The sequence below is a fragment of the Salinivibrio sp. PR919 genome, from assembly GCF_001995355.1.
Lineage (GTDB): Bacteria > Pseudomonadota > Gammaproteobacteria > Enterobacterales > Vibrionaceae > Salinivibrio > Salinivibrio proteolyticus.
Genome location: NZ_MUFL01000009.1, coordinates 44,095 through 63,577, shown reverse-complemented (window position 1 = coordinate 63,577; position 19,483 = coordinate 44,095). Strand labels below are relative to the sequence as shown.

Genomic DNA, 19,483 nt, shown 5'->3' with positions numbered 1-19,483 from the left:
GCTTTAATGTAAAGATCTTTAGAGTAGATCTTCTCTTCAGCGTTATTCGCAGGGAACCCGCCCACTTTCGGGCTAAGGAGACGCGCTTTAACATACTGATAGATAGGCGCGATAGGCATGTCTTTCGCCATTTGCGCTTCTGCGTCTAGGTACAGTTGCTCACGCTCAGCATCATCCGTGGTTTCCATCGCTTTTTGCATGATGGCATCGTAGGCTTTGCTGTCGTAATGCACACCGCCTGATGTATTGGTGCTGCGCATCAATGTTAAGAAGGTAGAGGCTTCGTTATAGTCACCACACCAACCTGCGCGTGCCACATCAAAGTCACCTTCATCCTTGGTGCTCAGGTAGGTTTTCCACTCTTGGTTGTTGAGCTCTACATTCACACCCAGCTTGTCTTTCCACATTTGACCAATCGCAACGGCCAGTTTTTTGTGGTTCTCACTGGTGTTGTAGAGTAATGAGAAATCAAGTGGATTGCTTTCGTCAAAACCCGCTTCCTTGAGAAGACGTTTTGCTTCTGCATCACGCTCTTCTTGAGTCATTTTCGCATAAGCCGGTAACTCTGGTGAGAAACCTGCAGTAATTTCCGGCGTGAGGAAGTAAGCAGGCTTTTGGCCTTGACCCAGTAGCGCGTCAGTCACGACATTACGGTCAATGGCGTAAGACAAGGCTTTACGCACTCGAACGTCATCAAAGGGTTCGCGCTTGGTGTTGAACAGGTAATAGTAGCTACACAGGTTACCGACGATCGAAAGATCTTCAGGGTGCTCCTGTTTAAGACGACGGAAATGCTCGTTGGGGATTTCATACGTCATATCAATCTCACCGGCCAAGAAGCGATTCATTTCTGAGACTTGGTTTTCAATGGGTAAGAAAGTTACTTTATCTAACGTCGTGTTTTCATTATCCCAATACTGTTCGTTACGCTTGAGATCAATGCGCTCATTGATTACCCAGTTATCAACGACATAAGCGCCATTGCCCACAAAGTGCTCAGGCTTTGTCCACTGATCGCCATACTTCTCAACGACTTTTTGGTTCACAGGCTTCATGGTGGTATGACCCATCATTTTCACCAAGTAAGGCACCGCGGTATCTAAGGTGACTTGCAGTGTGTGATCGTCGAGCGCTTTCACACCCAAAGTGTCTTTGTCTTTGGTGCCATCAACAATGTCTTTGGCATTGAGCATATGGGTATAAGCGACATACCACGAGTATGGCGACGCGGTGTTCGGATCGACAACACGTTTAAAGCTGTATTCAAAGTCGTGTGCGGTGACAGGATCGCCATTTGACCACTTAGCATCCTTACGCAAGTAAAAGGTGAACACTTTGTTGTCTTCGTTTTCCCAGCGCTCTGCAACCCCAGGGATCACATTGCCGTCGGCGTCTTGGTTAACCAAGCCTTCCAGCAAATCACGAATGACGTGAGATTCAGGCACACCTTGGGTCTTGTGCGGGTCAAGTGAAGCGACTTCAGCACCATTACCACGGACCAACTCTTGCACTTCAGCAAGTTTTGGCTCACCAGCAGGCGCTTCGGTTTTCGTTTCAGGGCTCGTTTGGGAGGTTTGTTTTTGCTCTGGTTCACTACATCCTGTAAGAGCCAGAGATAGGCCAGCGCCCATAAAGAGGGTTCGGGTGATCGTGTTTAGCTTCATCGTGTAACTCCATAACAATCGCTATATGCATCCGTGACAATCAACACAGGGGATAAAGCGTCCTTCGTGCCTAAACACGTATTGCTCACCGACCTGTGCGGATTAATGGCAAAACATTACCAATCAGCGCTGTGTTTTGCCACAACACTGAAGTATTTTGCCATAAAACGGCAATAAAAACTCATATTTAACTAGATATAAACGACAAATGAGAACAATAATCTGGTATGAGCTGTAATAAGTAGCACTTTATTCACAGAAAGAATTAAAAAACCGAATAAATTTCCATTTATACTGTTTCTGCGTACTGGCTAATCATTTGTGACTATCATTCCGCTCGGAAAACAGACAAACCGCTGTGACACTATTTATCTGCAGATGATCACACTCAGCTCAAACCCGAAAATGTTACTCATATGTAAATGATGCCACTAAACGCTATTTGTCAATAAAACTCAACCCTAACGCTTTACCATAATGTCAGAGAGGTACCACGGTCACAAAACAACCGCTCTCAGCGCTGATAGGAGCGACCAAATAAATAACATATTCATCAACATGTTAGTTAGGAGCAGTGAGTCTTCACCTCAGCCTAGATATAAAAAAGCCAGCGAATTTCGCTGGCTAGGTCAAAGATATCAAATCCTATTTTTTGGCTTCATCGGTTTCGAAAGCGGGATGGTCCTCCTGAGCCGAGTCTCTATCCTGATCGTATAAAGAACGCCCTTCTTCCCGGGCTTTTTCCATTTGTGGTACTGCGTCGTGGATCATTTCTTTGATTTTCTTATTGCTATAGCGCTTGTGCTTCATTGTGTCCTCCTGAACAAGTAGCCATTCGGCACAGACACTCAAACTAAGGCGATTGGCGCCCTAAAAGGCGTTTGAGTACAAACCGCTTGTGCAACATTTAAGCTACACCTTTGTCACAGGAAAAGCAAAACACTGTCAATGGATACTCCACCGCGCGTTATCGACCGCTTACCGGATTGTTTTAATAACATTAAATGATAATAAGTCTCTGTTTAGACCAAATACCAATATCGTTGCTTTTTTGAGCAAATAAGATTGTTATTCGATTACATCTAGCCCATCATACACGTGATGGTGAGTTGTTCCCGACACCATCACAGTTTTCACTTCCGACAAAGAGCTACAACTGACAATGAGACCACAAGGTTCAACCTCTCGCCCACTGTGCGCGCGCGTTCGTCATGGTTACAACCCAAATAAGGGTAAAAAACCACAACGCGACAGCTAACAGTTGCGAGTGAAAGTAAATAATTAATAGCCTCCCTCGGAGGCTATTTTTTTATCCAAAAATACCGACGCCATACCTTGCGATGTCGCTGAGCTCGGTTACTATGCAGCAACGTGCAACAATAGGGACATTGATGCCATGGCAACCTCGGTCAACCATCGCTACAAAATTTCTGAACTGGCAACACTCTTTGGCCTGTCACATCGAGCCATTCGCTATTATGAAGCTGAAGGATTAATCGCGCCTGAGCGTAAAGGTCAGCAGCGCTTATATCGATATCAAGACTATTTACGCCTGTCTCTTATTGTGAGGGGAAAACGCCTCGGCTTTTCTTTGGCAGAAATGAGAGAGCTTTTTGAACTGTACGACGCGGAAAAAAACACACCACGCGCACTCCAACAAATGATTCAGGCCATTCAGCAACGTCAACGTCGCTTGCAGCAACAACAAGAAGACATCCAAGCCATCATGGACGAGCTCAATCGCGCCGAAACTCAGTGTTATCGTCAACTCAGCAAGTGGAGTCGCCAACCGTCTTCATAAGCGTCATTGCAGAATAGTACAAAAGCTCATACATTTGCGTCGCAAAATGCGACTAAACCGATTCTACTTGTCTTAAAAACACCGGCTTCCCTTGTCCTTACTAGGATACATGGGCATTTAGAAAAGTAGGCACCCCTTTTGCAGTATCTAGATTACTAGACCGATTTATTTGCTCGTCAGGGGGTGCATTATGGCTCAATCTACACCGATTTTGTTTAACGACCGCCACATTCTACCTGGAGGTAGAATTCCGCTTCGTATCCCTGCGGGTAATGCGCTGAATACGCTCGTATTCGCCATGAAGCATGGGTTACCGTTGGGCGTGTGTATGGCGGACAGCAACAGCCAATGGCAACACACCAATATTGGCACCTTTGTCGATATCGAAGACTTCACCACCAGCCAGGAAGATGGATGCTTAGTTGTCRCCGCCCGCGGCACTGCACGTTTTTCGATCCAAACTTTTAACCAACAACAGAGCGAGATGCTGTTTGCTTCTGTGAGCGCACTGCCTCGCTGGCCGGATTGTCAAGTAGACGACCAAAGCCAACCCCTTGTCGAGCGATTACAGTCGATGTTTGAACGGTATCCAGAGTTGCAAAAAATGCACCGCCAAACCGAGTTTTCTAACCTGAGCTGGCTGTGTCAGCGTTGGCTAGAATTGCTGCCACTTCCTACTACAGAGAAACAGCAGCTGATGGCCAACAACTCTTGTGGCACCACGCGGGATTACCTTCTTAGCATGATGCAAGATCCGCATTAACGCGGCCAAACAAACGCAAAAGCGGTGACGTGTCGAGCGTCACCCCTTTATCCCCCTATTTTTTAGTGCTGCCTTGCGATTTGGCCTATTCACTTAATTTGGTGGTTTTATAGGCAAGGGTAACCACCACAGTTACCCTTTTTTATTGCCAATTCACAAAACCCTGCCCTGACTTTTACACTTTCGGTCACTTATTCAGTAAACTCAGCGTTTACGTACATAGCACATCGAACGGTTACTCATGACCTTATCGCCTCTTTCTGATCGAACAACCCGCATTGTCGCCATTGGTGGCGGACACGGACTTGGCCGCGTGCTGTCGGCGCTAAGCGAGCATGGCAGTCGTGTCACGGGTATAGTGACTACCACAGATAACGGCGGTTCGACGGGCCGCATCCGTGCTTGCCAAGGCGGGATAGCATGGGGAGATATGCGTAACTGTCTCAATCAACTCATCACGGAACCGTCTGTCGGCTCCATGCTCTTTGAGTACCGTTTTAAAGGTAAAGGGGAATTAAACGGTCACAACCTCGGGAACTTGATCCTAACCGCATTAGATAACCTATCGGTTCGTCCGCTCGAAGCCATTCAGTTGATCCGTGATTTGCTGAATGTAAAAACACATATTCTCCCTATGTCAGAGCACCCGTCTGATCTCGCTGCGCTGACCGCAGATGGGGAGACGGTGGCTGGGGAAACCCATATTGATGAGCTCCCGCAACCTCCCTCAAGACTATTCTTATCACCGACAGTGCCGGCGACTCGCGAGGCCGTTGAAGCGATTGAGTTGGCGGATGTCATTTTGCTCGGACCAGGAAGCTTTCTGACCAGCGTCATGCCCCCATTACTGGTTCCTGAACTCAGTCGCGCTCTCAAACATAGCCAGGCCAAAATCGTCTTTATTCGTAACCTCGGTAAAGAATTGGGACCTGCAGGCGCGATGCCCTTGGCTACCATGCTGGCATGGTGTGAACGAGCGATGGGCGGACGACAAATCGACTGGGTGTTGGGTGAAACGGCAGAGGCAAATTTAGCTGAACGTTATCAACAAAAAGAGGCCCAATTGGCCTCTTCAAATCACAGTTGGCGTCATGACAGAGACAAACTACGTCAAGCTATTGATGAAGTCCTGCTCAACAGCTAAGTCACGGTATGTCGATGCTGTGCCGCGTAGCATATCGGTCAGCTCATCTAAATGATGCGACATCCATTCATCTTGTCCTTGACGGACACGAGATTCGCACTCACGGGCCATTTCCGCTAGATCGTCTGCGCCAAAACTGGCGGCGCTGCTTTTAATCGCATGACTAATTTCTCGTACCTGTTCAATAGACGGTGAGCCTGAAAGCTGAGAATGATATTGGGAAAGCTCATCGCTGAATACCGTTAAAAGAACGGTAACAGTATCTTCCCCTACTTCCAAAGCCAGTCGACGTAATGTTTCAGTGTTCACTGTGGTGGCCATACATCCGCTTCCTATCATTAATTCGCCGCAGTTTTTTGCCAAGCTTGTAATTTTCTATAAATGGTCGAGGGGCTAACTTCCAATAACCCTGCTGCTTGCGGAATGTTGCCATTACAGGCATCAATCGCAACTTCAATGGCACGTTTTTCCGTTTTCCACAGCGGTTCGATATCCGATTTACTGATTGCAGTCAGGTTATCATCACTCTGTTCGCGTGCCGTCAACGTTTGCAGTGCCACCTCTGACCGAGTGTCCGGATGGGACGATGCAATTTCGACACCAGATGCGCGCGCGAAAGGAGGCGGAAGCATTTCGGCAGTGACTTCCTCACCATTGTGCAGCACCACTATATTGCGGATTACGTTCTGGAGTTGGCGAACATTTCCGGGCCAATCATACTCAAGCAATTGTTTTACAACGGCTTCATTGAAGCGACAAAAGTCTTTTCCTTCCTCGGCAGAAAACAGCGCCAACAGGGCATTGGCTATTTCTAGGACATCACTGCCTCTGTCTCTTAATGGTGGAAGCGCGAGAGGGATCACATGGAGTCGGTAGTACAAATCTTCACGAAACTTTCCTTGCTGAACCTCTATCCAAGGATCACGATTTGTGGCGCACACAAAACGGACATCCACTTTTTTTACTTTAGAAGAGCCCACTTTTTGAAATGTGCCGGTTTGGATAAATCGCAGCAATTTGGATTGCAAATCCAAATCCATTTCGCAAATTTCATCCAAAAACAAGGTGCCGCCATCCGCTAACTCAGCTGCCCCATCACGCTCAGCCGCTGCACCTGTAAACGCGCCTTTCACGTGACCAAATAGCTCACTTTCAATCAAGTCTTTAGGAATCGCCGCACAGTTCAAGGCAATGATGGGTTTATTGCTGCGCGTACTTGCCGCATGGATGGCTTCAGCACACACTTCTTTACCCGTACCACTTTCCCCGGTAATAAAGACGGTGGCTTTACTGGGCGCCGCCGATTCTATAACCCGATAGACCGCTTGCATGGGTAAACTGCGACCGATGAAGCCATGATATTCTCCCTCTTGCCGTTCAGACTGCGATTGACTCGCTACTTTTGGCTTGAGTGATTTATTCACCGTCACCCTAAGTTGATCTGCTTCACACGGCTTGATCAGAAAATCGTTGGCACCATTGCGCATCGCATCCACCGCCGCGTCAATAGACCCATGCGCGGTCATAATGATCACCGGCAAACTTGGCGCGTTCGCACGGACATGAGCCAATACGTCGATCCCCGACATATCCGGTAACCGAAGATCGAGTATAATTAGCGCGAGCTGATCACCCTGTTGTGCAAAGAAATTCAGCGCTTCCTGACCCGTCCCAACGATCTCTACCTCCACATCAAGTGGGTTTAGGTAAGATTTGTAAAGGGCAGCCACTGACGCGGTGTCTTCTACCATCAGTATGCGTTTACTGTTTGATAGTGTTGGCATTTGTCCTCCGAGGGTGGCGTCTCGCATCCCATAATCGATGAAATTGTTATGCGTCACGCTCATGATGATCGCACGAGCGTATGCGAAATGCGTTGCATTATGCAATCACATTTGCAGCTTAATGATAACAACTCACTAAAACCACACGGTTTGTCCATGTAAAGCCGCATTATAATAGTTGGCACGCTGAATGCATAATAGAGGATGACCCTTTTGGGGTCACCTAGCCAACTGACGTTGTTTGTGAGTACATGCTCACTGAAACACTACAGCCAACCTGTCGTTTTAGGTTGGCTTTTTTTTATTTAGCTATTCGCGATAAACTGCTCTCGCAGCACTTGAATTTGATCGCGTAATTGTGCCGCGCTTTCGAACTCTAAGTTTTGCGCCGCTTCATACATCTGTCCTTCCAGCTTCTTAATCTGAGCATCAATGGCTTGAGGCGATTGCAGTGTATAATCTGCATCCGGCTCTGCCACAGCGCGAAGCGACTTCATGGCTGGCTTACCTTTCTTCACGCGTTTGCCCGCCGCCATTTCCATCACGTCCATGACTTTTTTATTCAGTTTCTGCGGGGTGATGCCATGTTCATTATTATAGGCAATTTGTTTAGCTCGACGTCGCTCGGTTTCATCAATCGCGCGCTTCATCGACTTTGTAATACTATCGCCATATAAAATCGCTTTACCATGGAGGTTACGCGCCGCCCGCCCAATGGTTTGAATCAAAGAACGCTCCGAGCGCAAGAAGCCTTCTTTATCGGCATCCAAAATAGCGACCAGTGAGACTTCTGGCATATCGAGTCCCTCACGAAGCAAGTTAATCCCGACCAATACGTCGAACTCCCCCAAGCGTAAGTCACGAATGATTTCCATACGTTCCACCGTATCAATATCAGAATGAAGATACCGAACGCGAACACCATGCTCTTGCATATATTCAGTCAGATCTTCGGCCATGCGTTTGGTGAGCGTAGTCACTAACACCCGCTCGTCACGTTCTCGGCGTGCTCGAACCTCGGAAAGCAAATCGTCGACCTGCGTCGCGACAGGCCGTACCTCAATCTCAGGATCAATCAGGCCGGTAGGACGCACTACTTGATCAATCACATCTCCCGCGGACTTCTCAAGCTCATAATTACCCGGCGTTGCGGAGACATAGACCGTTTGCGGTGCCAGGGCTTCAAACTCATCAAATTTTAGCGGACGATTATCAAGTGCTGATGGCAACCTAAAGCCATAATCCACGAGGGTTTCTTTTCTTGAGCGGTCGCCTTTAAACATTGCCCCGATTTGAGAGACAGTCACGTGCGACTCATCGATAATCAAAAGTCCATCCGCAGGCAGATAATCGAACAGCGTCGGAGGCGGCTCACCTTCAGCGCGTCCACTCAGATAGCGCGAATAGTTTTCAATCCCTGAGCAATAACCCAACTCGTTCATCATTTCGATATCGAACTGCGTCCGCTGAGTAATGCGCTGCTCTTCAAGAAGTTTGTTATTGTCGAGCAGATACTTTTTCCGCTCAGCAAGCTCAACCTTGATTTTCTCGACCGCATCCAAAATCCGCTCTCGTGGTGTGACATAATGCGTTTTGGGATAAATCGTACACCGCGGAATATCTCTAGCACTGACTTGGCCAGTTAAGGGGTCAAACACGCTAATGGTTTCAACTTCATCATCAAATAGCTCAACGCGGATGGCATCTTGATCAGACTCGGCGGGGAAAATATCAATGACTTCACCGCGCACCCGAAACGTGCCACGCTCAAACGCGAGATCGTTGCGCGTATACTGAAGCTCGGCGAGCCGCTTTAAGATAGTACGCTGATCGAGCAAGTCGCCTCGGCGAATATGCAGCATCATTTTTAAATAAGAATCGGGATCCCCCAAACCGTAAATAGCCGACACAGAGGCCACGATTACCACATCGCGTCGCTCCATCAGCGCCTTGGTGGCAGAGAGTCGCATCTGCTCTACGTGATCGTTTATGGATGCATCTTTCTCAATAAAAGTATCGGTAGAGGGCACATAGGCTTCCGGCTGATAGTAGTCGTAGTAGGAAACAAAATACTCAACCGCATTATCAGGGAAAAACTCTCTCATCTCTCCATAAAGTTGCGCCGCTAATGTTTTGTTAGGGGCAAGGATCATGGTCGGACGGTTAAGCTCAGCAATCACATTCGCCATGGTGAAGGTTTTTCCCGACCCCGTGACCCCTAACAAGGTCTGATGTGCAAGCCCAGCTTCCAACCCCTCACATAATTTATTGATTGCTTCTGGTTGATCACCGGATGGTTGGAATGAAGAACGAAGAGAAAATGTTTTACTCATCAAGCTATCCTTTTGGGCCACAAGCCAATCACGCTATTGTCCGGACTCACTTTGTCGAGTCAATCTGTCGAGCCATTTTACCAAAGCGAACGACAAATCGATCTTTTTTATCCATAAACGTTGACCTTAAAAAACGACCTAGATAGACTGTCTATCCGCTTTAGGAAATCCCCGCTAAAGACACTTTCAAAACGCCAGTATCTAGGCAAAATCATCGATGTTTTCGATAATCTATCCCCGCTATTCACTCATCGTTTATTTTTCATACCGTGCATAAACACGCACCGCTCTTCGTTTTCATCACTCTTCAAAAATTAAAAATCGCGAAATTTCAGTACTCTATAGGTTAACCATATAAGTTTAATTATGATCAATTGCATAAAATCAACACTATAATGATTTCCTCAAGATCTGCACACACACTTATCCACAGATTTTGTGGGTAACTCTACAGAGGCCTTGCGTACTCTGCCTTCTCACAAGTCAAGACATACCATGCAAGCCAAAGCTGCAAAACTTACCGTTTTGTGCGAATTGTCAACATATAGCGTTTACCTTTTCAGCATTCAGTCAAAAAGGTCAAAATTCTTCACTGCATCCCGTTGACACCCCTAAATCTGCTCGCTAAGATTCGCCCCGCTTTCAAGGCAATTCCCCCTTAGTTCAGTTGGTAGAACGGCGGACTGTTAATCCGTATGTCGCAGGTTCGAGTCCCGCAGGGGGAGCCAATTTTTGTGAAAAGCTATGCGTTGCGCATTACCTGTACCACTTCTGCTACGCAGAATATGTCGCAGGACTAGGCGTCCCCGTTGAGTACCGAGCGGGAGCCACTTTTCATCACATGGTGAACGTTATTCTTGAAAAGCAATTCCCCCATAGTTCAGTTGGTAGAACGGCGGACTGTTAATCCGTATGTCACTGGTTCGAGTCCAGTTGGGGGAGCCAATTTTATGTCCGATGACAGACTTAGTTATTCAAGCTAATCGTTCCGCAATGCGGAATATGTCACTGGGCTAGGCGTACCCAACTAGGCGTTCCCGATGACTCCAGTTGGGGGAGCCAATATCAAAAAATCTGTTCCCCCTTAGTTCAGTTGGTAGAACGGCGGACTGTTAATCCGTATGTCGCAGGTTCGAGTCCCGCAGGGGGAGCCACCTTACTTATCACATTGAGACTGTCTGTAAGTGTTTATCCTATCTGCTGCGCAGATTATGTCGCAGGACTAGGCGTCCCCGTTGACTGCCGCAGGGGGAGCCACCTTCTTTATCACATCGATACTGTCTGTAAGTGTTTATCCTATCTGCTGCGCAGATTATGTCGCAGGACTAGGCGTCCCCGTTGACTCCCGCAGGGGGAGCCATCTTCTTTATCACATCGATACTGTCTGTAAGTGTTTAATCTATCTGCTACGCAGATTATGTCGCAGGACTAGGCGTCCCCGTTGACTCCCGCAGGGGGAGCCAYCTTCTTTATCACATCGATACTGTCTGTAAGTGTTTATCCTATCTGCTGCGCAGATTATGTCGCAGGACTTTCTCAATCACTCTCCAAGCCGCTGCGCTTTTTTGCACCACCACAAAACTGATCGTCTTATTGTTCCATCCACTACCCTCAAGTAAGCGTTGTGATGGTCCGTTACGCAGTCCTTACACGAGCCAACACAAAAACCCTGCTTTACAGCGGTTGTTATAGCCGCGCCAAAGGCCGATAATAGGCAGATCACAAAAACATTAAATGATTAAACAGCATGGCTGAGTATTTGTTGCTTTTAGTGGGCACGGTATTGGTCAACAACTTCGTACTGGTGGAGTTTTTGGGCCTGTGTCCATTTATGGGCGTTTCAAAAAAACTGGAAACTGCAATAGGTATGGGTCTCGCAACGACGTTTGTACTGACCCTTGCCTCGGTGAGCTCATATTTGGTTGAAACCTATATACTGGTCCCACTTGAGCTGGGTTATCTGCGAACACTGAGTTTTATCTTGGTCATCGCGGTTGTTGTGCAATTTACCGAAATGGTGGTGCACAAAACCAGTCCCACTCTGTATCGCTTGCTCGGCGTATTCCTGCCTTTAATTACGTCGAACTGTGCCGTTCTTGGGGTCGCACTGCTTAATATCAAGCAACAACACAGCTTTATCGAGTCCATCATCTATGGGTTCGGCGCGGCCTGTGGTTTCTCGCTGGTGCTGGTGCTTTTTGCTGCCATGCGTGAGCGTATTGCGGCCGCTGACGTACCCGCTCCATTTCGTGGCGCCTCCGTGGCAATGATCACGGCCGGGTTAATGTCTCTCGCCTTTATGGGCTTTACAGGATTGGTGAAGTTGTCATGAGYGGAATTGTTATTGCCGTTGTGGTTCTTGCGGCACTGGCAGCCATCTTTGGTGCCATCCTCGGTTTTGCATCGATCCGCTTTAAAGTGGATGCCGACCCAATCGTGGATCAAATTGACGCGATTTTACCCCAAACCCAATGCGGCCAATGTGGCTATCCGGGCTGCCGTCCTTATGCCGAGGCCATTGCAAACGGCGACGATATTAATAAGTGCCCGCCAGGCGGCCAACAAACCATTGAGAACTTAGCCGACTTGATGGGGGTCGAAGCAACAGAACTGGCGCATGACGAAGAAAAAAGCGTCAAAAAAGTCGCCTTTATCCACGAAGAAGACTGTATTGGGTGCACCAAGTGTATCCAAGCCTGTCCAGTGGATGCCATCGTGGGTAGCACAAAAGCGATGCATACCGTTATCGAGCAAGACTGTACCGGTTGTGACCTGTGTGTAGCCCCTTGCCCCACGGATTGTATTGAAATGATTCCGGTACAAGACACACCGGAGACTTGGAAGTGGAAACTGGAACAAATTCCTGTGGTTGACGTAACAAATAAACAGGGAGCACAAGCTTGATGTCAAGCCTTATTGAGCAAATCAAACACGGCCAAGTTTGGGACTTCCATGGCGGCATTCATCCTCCTGAAAACAAAAAACAGTCCAATCACAGTGCCATTCTACCGGTAGCCATGCCAGAAACCTTGGTGCTTCCGCTTAAACAACACATTGGCAGCAAGGGTAAACTTCTGGTCAAGGTTGGCGATCAGGTCTTAGCCGGCCAACCACTGACCGAAGCCGATATGCAGCAATGCGTTCCCATCCATGCCCCAACGTCAGGAAAAGTGATCGCGATTGAAGAGAGAACCATCGCGCACCCATCGGGCTTATCGGATCAATGTGTGGTTATCGCACCGGATGGCAAAGATACTTGGGGACCAAAGCCACATTTACGGCAATATCGCGAACAAGCTCCAGAACAGCTGATCAACCACATTCGTGCCATGGGTATTGCCGGCATGGGAGGTGCAGGCTTCCCGACTGCACGCAAATTACAAAGTGGCGTCGCCCGCACCGAGATCCTGATTATCAATGCAGCAGAGTGCGAGCCTTACATCACGGCAGATGATCGTTTGATGCAAGATTGTGCCAACGAAATCATCACCGGCACCCAGATCCTCATGCATATTGTCAAACCAAAACTTGCCGTGATTGGTATTGAGGACAATAAACCCGAGGCCATCGCGGCATTAAAAGCAGCGGCAGCACAAGCTGAGCAAGAGATCTTAATTCAAGTGGTGCCCACCAAGTACCCATCAGGTGGTGAAAAGCAACTGATCAAACTGATCACGGGTAAGGAAGTACCGGCCAAAGCGTTTCCCGCCAGTATTGGTGTGCTGATGCAAAACATCGGAACGACCTACGCGATTAAGCGTGCGGTGATCGATGGCGAGCCCTTGATTCAACGTGTGGTCACCCTTACAGGGAAAACGTTACAAACGCAGCAGAACCGCTGGGCATTATTAGGTACACCCATTGCGTTTTTGCTTGCCCAGCATGGCTACAAGCAAGATAAAAAATTACCCCGTGTGATTATCGGCGGCCCTATGATGGGCTTTACGGCACCTCATGACGAGGTTCCTGTGACCAAAACCACTAACTGTATATTGGTCCCCACTCGCCGAGAAATCGCCCCAGCTCAACAGGAAATGGCCTGTATTCGCTGTAGCGCCTGTGCTGATGCCTGCCCTGTTAATTTACTTCCTCAGCAATTGCAGTGGTACGCCAAAGATCAAGACTACGACAAATGCCAAGATTACGATTTATTTGACTGTATCGAGTGTGGAGCTTGTGCGTACGTGTGCCCAAGCGAAATCCCCTTGGTGCAATACTATCGCCAAGCAAAAGCTGAAATACGTGAAATAGAAGCAGAGAAAGAGGCCGCCGAGCGCGCACGTCAGCGCTTTGAGGCTAAAAAAGCACGTATGGAGCGCGAAAAGCAAGAGCGTGAAGAGCGACACCGCCAAGCTGCAGAACGCCGTAAGCAAGCCGCTCAGCAGAATGCAGGTAACAATGATGCGCTCGCAGCTGCTGTTGAGCGTGTTAAAGCGAAAAAAGCCGCCCAGCAAAACAGTGACGTAAAACCTGCCGTTGCAGCAGCCATTGCTCGCGCTAAAGCAAAACAAGCGGAAGCCGCTAAGGCGGGACAAGAAACACCCGACAACAGCGAAATGATGAAGCTGCGAGAGGCACGCAAGCAGCAGGCTCGTGAGCGAAAAGCAGCAAAAGCTGCCGCAACGCCTGTAGACGCAGAGCAAAACAGCGAAAAGAAAGATGCAGTCGCCGCTGCCATCGCCCGCGCCAAAGCACGCAAAGCGGCTGAGCAATCCGATGCGCCTGCGAAACCCGCTTCTGCGACATCAGACAGCAGCGATGCGGGTGATAAAAAAGCGGCGGTCGCAGCGGCCGTCGCCCGTGCCAAAGCGCGCAAAGCGGCACAGCAATCCGATGCGCCTTCGGAACCCACTTCCGCGGCACCGGAAAGCAGCGATGCGGGTGATAAAAAGGCTGCGGTGGCCGCAGCCGTCGCCCGTGCTAAAGCCCGTAAAGCAGCACAGCAATCCGATGCGCCTGCTAAACCCGCTTCCGCTACGTCAGACAGCACCGATACAGGAGATAAAAAAGCGGCGGTGGCCGCGGCCGTTGCCCGCGCCAAAGCACGCAAAGCGGCTGAGCAATCCGATGCGCCTGCTAAACCCGCTTCCGCGGCACCAGGCAGCACTGATGCGGGTGATAAAAAAGCTGCAGTCGCAGCGGCCGTTGCCCGCGCCAAAGCACGCAAAGCGGCTGAGCAATCCGATGCGCCTGCGGAACCCGCTTCCGCGACACCAGACAGCACTGATGCGGGTGATAAAAAAGCTGCAGTCGCAGCAGCCGTTGCCCGTGCCAAAGCGCGTAAAGCAGCACAGCAAGAATCAACGGATAGTGAGGCGAGTCATCAAGCGTCTACACCATCCGCTGAGCCACAAAATGACAAGAAAGCAGCTGTCGCAGCCGCCGTTGCGCGCGCTAAAGCGAGAAAAGCTGCCCAACAAACCAGTGAAGATAAGGAATAATTGCCGTGGCGTTTTTTATTGCTAGCTCTCCGCACGCCCACAACAAGCGCTCAACCAGTCAAATCATGCTTACAGTCCTTCTGTGTGCACTACCTGGTTTGGCGGCCCAGTGGTACTTCTTTGGTTGGGGAGTCATCATTCAGTTGGCACTTGCCATCTCGACAGCATGGGCAGCTGAAGCGGTCGTTATGCGACTTCGTCAACGCCCCCCGCTTGCTTATTTGCGTGATAATAGTGCGCTACTCACTGCATTTCTGCTCGCTGTGGCCATTCCACCGCTCGCGCCTTGGTGGGTCATCGTGATTGGTACGCTGTTTTCAATCATTGTAGCGAAGCATATTTATGGCGGCTTGGGACAGAATCTATTCAACCCTGCCATGGTTGGCTATGTGGTGCTTTTGATCTCATTTCCTGTGCAAATGACCACTTGGCTTCCGCCAGAGAGTCTCGCCGCCTATCCACTCACCTTAGGCGATGCTTTATCTGCAATTTTCAGTGGTTTCACCTTAGACGGCTTTAGCGTTAACCAATTACGCATGACCGCTGATGGCGTCACTATGGCCACGCCTCTCGATACGATTAAAACAGCACTCGCTGGGGGTAAAACGGTCAGCGAAGCGCTTCAACAGCCTATTTTCAGTGCCATTGCTGGCGAAGGGTGGGCATGGGTAAATGCCCTATATTTGGTGGGCGGATTGGTGCTAATTCAACGTGGCATCATCAACTGGCATATTCCAGTTGCCATGCTCTCCGCCTTGCTGACATGCGCTTTAATCGGCCATTTGATCGCGCCCGACCAATTAGCCTCTCCGCTCATTCACCTCTTGTCGGGGGCAACCATGCTCGGCGCTTTTTTTATCGCCACGGATCCAGTTTCTGCCTCCACCACTGATAAAGGGCGTTTGTGGTTCGGCGGTATTATTGGGGTATTGGTTTTCTTAATTCGTACTTGGGGCGGTTATCCAGACGGTGTGGCTTTCGCCGTGATTATCGCCAACTTGTGCGTCCCTTTGATTGATTATTACACCAAGCCACGTACCTATGGCCACACCCATAAACGTGCAGAGAAGAAGTCACAATCATGATTGAAACCATTCGCAAACACGGTGGGATCCTTGCGATAGCGGCACTGCTCTCCACCGCGTTAGTTGCTATTACACATGCGCTCACCGAAGACACGATTCAAGAGCAACAACAAAGACAGTTGGCGAAGGCCCTGAACCAAGTGATCCCTGAATCGATGCACGACAACGCCTTACACAAGACCTGTCGCTTGATTCAAAATACCGATGCATTAGGTACCGACGAAGCACAGCCTTTTTACGTTGCCACCCAAAATGACACAGTCACCGCAGTGGCCATTCAAGCCATTGCTCCCGATGGTTACAATGGCGCGATTAGCGTGCTCATTGGGATGGATGCCACCAGCCATAACGTATTGGGTGTGCGTGTTCTTGCCCACAATGAAACACCAGGGCTGGGTGATAAAGTCGATATTCGTGTTTCAGACTGGGTTCAAAGCTTTGCGGGTAAAAAAGTGACGGCAGAGAACGATAATCGGTGGGCCGTGCGCAAAGATGGCGGACAATTCGACCAATTTACCGGCGCGACAATCACGCCTCGAGCCGTGGTAAAAGCGGTGAAAAAGGCAGCTTGGTTTGTCAGCCAGAATCAAGATGTACTGATCAATCAGCCCGTTAATTGTGGAGGTCAATGATGAACACCGCCCATAAAGAGTTGATGARAAACGGCTTGTGGAGTAACAACCCAGCCTTCGTACAACTTTTAGGCCTATGCCCGCTGTTAGCAGTATCAGCAACCGTCACCAATGCCCTCGGATTGGGGGTGGCGACCCTCGCGGTTCTCGTCGGCTCAAACCTCATTGTATCTGTGATTCGAGATTGGGTACCCAAAGAGGTCCGTATCCCGATTTTCGTGATGGTCATTGCCTCTTTGGTAACTTGTGTTCAGTTGGTGATGAATGCCTATGCCTTTGGCCTTTACCAATCACTAGGGATTTTTATCCCATTAATCGTCACCAACTGCATCATTATTGGTCGTGCAGAGGCCTTTGCCTCTAAAAACCCGGTGGGACTGTCAATCAGTGATGGCTTTTGGATGGGGACAGGAATGACAGCCGCTCTCGTGATTCTTGGCGCCATCCGCGAAATACTGGGCAACGGCACCTTATTTGATGGTGCTGACCTATTGCTCGGGGACTGGGCCGCTGCGCTCAGGATTGAGATTTTTCAATTTGACACCAGCTTTTTGCTCGCCATTTTGCCCCCCGGCGCTTTCCTTGCGGTCGGGTTTCTCATTGCGCTGAAAAATATTATTGATAAGCACTTGGCCAGCAAAACAGAAAAAGACCAAAAACCTGTTATCGAGCGCGCGCGGATCACAGGGAATCAGTAACTGAGTAGCACGATGAACAAACAAAAGCGTCAAGAGATACTAGAACGACTGAGAGACAATAACCCTAACCCTCAAACGGAGTTGAACTGGTCAACTCCTTTTGAGTTGCTTATTGCAGTGTTACTCTCAGCACAAGCAACAGACGTGAGCGTAAATAAAGCCACGGCAAAGCTCTATCCGGTAGCCAATACACCACAGGGGTTACTGGATTTAGGCGTTGAAGGCGTTAAACAGTACATCAAGACCATCGGGCTGTTTAACTCAAAAGCAGAAAACGTGATTAAAACCTGTCGCATCTTGGTCGAAAAACACCAAGGCGAAGTGCCTGAAAACAGAGAAGCCTTGGAAGCCCTTCCCGGTGTCGGGCGTAAAACGGCCAACGTGGTACTCAATACGGCATTTGGTTGGCCCACTATTGCGGTCGATACGCATATTTTCCGCGTCTCGAATCGCACCAAGTTTGCCGTGGGCAAAAACGTGAACGACGTAGAAGAAAAGCTGCTCAAGGTGGTGCCAAAAGAATTCAAAGTTGATGTTCATCATTGGCTTATTCTGCATGGACGCTACACCTGCCTGGCGCGCAAGCCGCGCTGCGGGAGTTGCATCATTGAAGATCTGTGTGAATACAAAGAGAAAGTCTACCCCGAAAGCTAACCGCTACAGGTTAGTGACTGGTAAACGAAAAAAGGAGCAACGTCATGTCGAACGGCAGAATTTTACATACCATGATCCGTGTAGGAGACCTTGATCGTGCCATCAAGTTCTACACTGAGGTGATGGGAATGCGCCTACTGCGCACCAATGAAAATGAGCAATACAAATATAGTTTGGCTTTTGTCGGCTACAGTGATGAATCTGAAGGGGCGGTGATTGAGCTCACTTATAACTGGGGCGAGAGCGACTATGATCATGGCAACGCATTTGGTCATATCGCTATTGGTGTCGACGACATCTACGCGACCTGTGAGCAAATCCGTCAGGCTGGTGGAAACATTACCCGTGAGCCAGGTCCAGTAAAAGGTGGCAGTACTGAAATTGCCTTTGTGACTGACCCAGACGGTTACAAGCTCGAGCTGATCCAGAACAAAAGCGCGTCTGCCGGCCTAAACGGCTAACTCACGCGGTTAATTACCACGATTTACGCCGTGGTGAGAATAGAAAGCCCAGCGGTCATGCTGGGCTTTTTGACATTCAATCAGGGCTACAGCAAGGTCCGTCCTAAAGAGATCACCACGCGTCGGTTCTTGCTTCGTCCAATCGGGTCGTTATTGTCTGCAATTGGACGTCGCTCCCCATAGGCTTCCACCGTAATCCTATCTTCAGGAAGTCCAAGAGACGTAAAATAGTCGCGTAACTTTTTGGCGCGCCGTTCAGACATTTGCTGATTAGCGGCACGTGTTCCGCGGGAGTCCGAATACGTTGCCACAAGGATAAGATCGATATCATCACTGTAACGAACAAACTCTGCGATCTGTGTCAGGCGCTGCATACTCGCTTTCGTCAGTTCATCACTGTTTTCTTGATACCGCAGCACCGTAAATGAAATATCTTCAAACGCATACGGCAGTAGGCTATTTAAGCAACGGCTAAACTCATGATATGGCGCACCAAACGCCACCGCAGACAGCGCAATATCAACACGCTGCTGTTGTCGTTGCCAATCTTGAAAGCTAAAGGTAGGGAATCGCCCATCTTCTAACTCACTGAGCATCGCCCATGCCGTTTGTCCGCCAACATAACCATCAAATTGCTTGAAGAACTTCAGTTGATCCATATATTTCGCCGGCTCACCAGGCATCCAGTCTGCGGGCATAGAGAGCAAAGAAACGTCTGCGGTTTTTCCCATCGGACGCTGCATATCGAGTTCAAAGTCTAAATTCATCTCTTTACTGGCGCGAGAGGTAAATGAGGCTTGCCCATAACGAGGAATGATGTGCTCCAAGCGACACTCAATCGGCGTATCTATGGTGACCGTCCAGTTGGATTCCCCTAACGGCGCGACGTAAAGCTTGTTTGCCCATGCGGGTAAGGCCAGCCATAGCCCGCTGACTGCAACCATTATCCCGAACACCGACGGGCGACTCATTGTCCTAAAAACCGATTTTCGCATCATACTCTCTTTACGCTTTAGCGCAGTG

The 19,483-nt window shown here is 49.1% G+C and carries 17 protein-coding genes and 3 tRNA genes; 14 read left to right on the top strand and 6 right to left on the bottom strand.

Annotation, left to right across the window (positions count from 1 at the left end):
- Together BZG83_RS03055 and BZG83_RS16700 are read right to left on the bottom strand one after the other, a co-directional pair.
- Window positions 1-1,664 (bottom strand): ABC transporter substrate-binding protein (locus BZG83_RS03055; protein ID WP_077479318.1); only part of this gene is annotated, 1,664 nt, incomplete at its 3' end.
- Window positions 1,665-2,309: 645 nt separating this feature from the next.
- Entirely contained in the window at window positions 2,310-2,474 is a 165-nt protein-coding gene (locus BZG83_RS16700) for a hypothetical protein (RefSeq protein WP_157893162.1), read from the bottom strand.
- 586 nt (window positions 2,475-3,060) lie between these two features.
- On the opposite strand from BZG83_RS16700, the gene BZG83_RS03050 reads away from it, so the two are divergent.
- From BZG83_RS03050 to BZG83_RS03040, 3 genes are all read left to right on the top strand, one after another.
- A complete protein-coding gene (locus BZG83_RS03050) occupies window positions 3,061-3,465 on the top strand; it encodes a MerR family transcriptional regulator (protein ID WP_069590921.1) in 405 nt (134 codons plus the stop codon).
- A 190-nt stretch (window positions 3,466-3,655) separates the two neighbouring features.
- Window positions 3,656-4,228, top strand: a complete 573-nt coding sequence (locus BZG83_RS03045) for an LON peptidase substrate-binding domain-containing protein (RefSeq protein WP_077479317.1) — start codon at window positions 3,656-3,658, stop codon at window positions 4,226-4,228.
- 241 nt (window positions 4,229-4,469) lie between these two features.
- Entirely contained in the window at window positions 4,470-5,372 is a 903-nt protein-coding gene (locus BZG83_RS03040; RefSeq protein ID WP_077479316.1) for a YvcK family protein, read from the top strand.
- Here BZG83_RS03040 and BZG83_RS03035 read toward each other — a convergent pair.
- The 3 genes from BZG83_RS03035 to uvrB all read right to left on the bottom strand — a co-directional run bounded on the left by BZG83_RS03035 (window position 5,334) and on the right by uvrB (window position 9,489).
- Window positions 5,334-5,693, bottom strand: a complete 360-nt coding sequence (locus BZG83_RS03035; RefSeq protein WP_069590917.1) for an Hpt domain-containing protein — start codon at window positions 5,691-5,693, stop codon at window positions 5,334-5,336. The two genes, BZG83_RS03040 and BZG83_RS03035, sit on opposite strands and share 39 nt — an antisense overlap.
- Before the next feature lie 17 nt (window positions 5,694-5,710).
- Window positions 5,711-7,156 (bottom strand): quorum-sensing sigma-54 dependent transcriptional regulator LuxO, encoded by a 1,446-nt coding sequence (luxO, locus tag BZG83_RS03030; RefSeq protein ID WP_232112025.1) that lies wholly within the window; start codon window positions 7,154-7,156, stop codon window positions 5,711-5,713.
- Window positions 7,157-7,461: 305 nt separating this feature from the next.
- The gene (gene uvrB, locus BZG83_RS03025; protein WP_077455456.1) at window positions 7,462-9,489 is read right to left on the bottom strand and encodes an excinuclease ABC subunit UvrB; all 2,028 of its coding nucleotides are present in this window, start codon (window positions 9,487-9,489) and stop codon (window positions 7,462-7,464) included.
- 652 nt (window positions 9,490-10,141) lie between these two features.
- Between uvrB and BZG83_RS03020 the strand changes: the two genes are divergently transcribed.
- The 11 genes from BZG83_RS03020 to gloA all read left to right on the top strand — a co-directional run bounded on the left by BZG83_RS03020 (window position 10,142) and on the right by gloA (window position 18,460).
- A tRNA-Asn gene (locus BZG83_RS03020) sits at window positions 10,142-10,217 on the top strand.
- Between the two features lie 141 nt (window positions 10,218-10,358).
- A tRNA-Asn gene (locus BZG83_RS03015) sits at window positions 10,359-10,434 on the top strand.
- Window positions 10,435-10,567: 133 nt separating this feature from the next.
- Window positions 10,568-10,643: transfer RNA gene (locus BZG83_RS03010), tRNA-Asn, on the top strand.
- Between the two features lie 593 nt (window positions 10,644-11,236).
- Window positions 11,237-11,821 carry an electron transport complex subunit RsxA gene (gene rsxA, locus BZG83_RS03005; protein WP_069590073.1) on the top strand — a complete coding sequence of 195 codons (585 nt, stop codon included), beginning with the start codon at window positions 11,237-11,239 and terminating at the stop codon, window positions 11,819-11,821.
- Window positions 11,818-12,393, top strand: a complete 576-nt coding sequence (gene rsxB / locus BZG83_RS03000) for an electron transport complex subunit RsxB (RefSeq protein WP_077479315.1) — start codon at window positions 11,818-11,820, stop codon at window positions 12,391-12,393. The genes rsxA and rsxB overlap by 4 nt, the downstream gene beginning before the upstream one ends.
- Entirely contained in the window at window positions 12,393-14,930 is a 2,538-nt protein-coding gene (rsxC, locus tag BZG83_RS02995; RefSeq protein ID WP_077479314.1) for an electron transport complex subunit RsxC, read from the top strand. The genes rsxB and rsxC overlap by 1 nt, the downstream gene beginning before the upstream one ends.
- A 5-nt stretch (window positions 14,931-14,935) precedes the next feature.
- Window positions 14,936-16,015: an electron transport complex subunit RsxD gene (gene rsxD, locus BZG83_RS02990; protein WP_077479313.1), complete on the top strand. Its 1,080-nt coding sequence runs from the start codon at window positions 14,936-14,938 to the stop codon at window positions 16,013-16,015.
- Entirely contained in the window at window positions 16,012-16,647 is a 636-nt protein-coding gene (gene rsxG / locus BZG83_RS02985; RefSeq protein ID WP_077479312.1) for an electron transport complex subunit RsxG, read from the top strand. Before rsxD ends, rsxG begins: the two co-directional genes overlap by 4 nt.
- The gene (locus tag BZG83_RS02980; protein WP_443216366.1) at window positions 16,647-17,345 is read left to right on the top strand and encodes an electron transport complex subunit E; all 699 of its coding nucleotides are present in this window, start codon (window positions 16,647-16,649) and stop codon (window positions 17,343-17,345) included. Before rsxG ends, BZG83_RS02980 begins: the two co-directional genes overlap by 1 nt.
- 12 nt (window positions 17,346-17,357) lie before the next feature.
- Window positions 17,358-17,999, top strand: a complete 642-nt coding sequence (gene nth / locus BZG83_RS02975) for an endonuclease III (RefSeq protein WP_069590063.1) — start codon at window positions 17,358-17,360, stop codon at window positions 17,997-17,999.
- A 44-nt stretch (window positions 18,000-18,043) separates the two neighbouring features.
- On the top strand, window positions 18,044-18,460 hold the full coding sequence (gene gloA / locus BZG83_RS02970) for a lactoylglutathione lyase (protein WP_069590061.1): 417 nt from the start codon (window positions 18,044-18,046) through the stop codon (window positions 18,458-18,460).
- 86 nt (window positions 18,461-18,546) lie between these two features.
- On the opposite strand, the gene motY is transcribed toward gloA, so the two are convergent.
- Window positions 18,547-19,404: a flagellar protein MotY gene (gene motY / locus BZG83_RS02965; protein WP_232112026.1), complete on the bottom strand. Its 858-nt coding sequence runs from the start codon at window positions 19,402-19,404 to the stop codon at window positions 18,547-18,549.
- Window positions 19,405-19,483 lie beyond the last annotated feature (79 nt).

Coding starts and splice junctions, on each gene's coding strand:
- BZG83_RS16700 (WP_157893162.1), bottom strand. CDS start 2,474: ATGAAGCACAAGCGCTATAGCAATAAGAAAATCAAAGAAATGATCCAC.
- BZG83_RS03050 (WP_069590921.1), top strand. CDS start 3,061: ATGGCAACCTCGGTCAACCATCGCTACAAAATTTCTGAACTGGCAACA.
- BZG83_RS03040 (WP_077479316.1), top strand. CDS start 4,470: ATGACCTTATCGCCTCTTTCTGATCGAACAACCCGCATTGTCGCCATT.
- BZG83_RS03035 (WP_069590917.1), bottom strand. CDS start 5,693: ATGGCCACCACAGTGAACACTGAAACATTACGTCGACTGGCTTTGGAA.
- luxO (WP_232112025.1), bottom strand. CDS start 7,156: ATGCCAACACTATCAAACAGTAAACGCATACTGATGGTAGAAGACACC.
- uvrB (WP_077455456.1), bottom strand. CDS start 9,489: ATGAGTAAAACATTTTCTCTTCGTTCTTCATTCCAACCATCCGGTGAT.
- rsxA (WP_069590073.1), top strand. CDS start 11,237: ATGGCTGAGTATTTGTTGCTTTTAGTGGGCACGGTATTGGTCAACAAC.
- rsxC (WP_077479314.1), top strand. CDS start 12,393: ATGTCAAGCCTTATTGAGCAAATCAAACACGGCCAAGTTTGGGACTTC.
- rsxG (WP_077479312.1), top strand. CDS start 16,012: ATGATTGAAACCATTCGCAAACACGGTGGGATCCTTGCGATAGCGGCA.
- nth (WP_069590063.1), top strand. CDS start 17,358: ATGAACAAACAAAAGCGTCAAGAGATACTAGAACGACTGAGAGACAAT.
- gloA (WP_069590061.1), top strand. CDS start 18,044: ATGTCGAACGGCAGAATTTTACATACCATGATCCGTGTAGGAGACCTT.
- motY (WP_232112026.1), bottom strand. CDS start 19,404: ATGGTTGCAGTCAGCGGGCTATGGCTGGCCTTACCCGCATGGGCAAAC.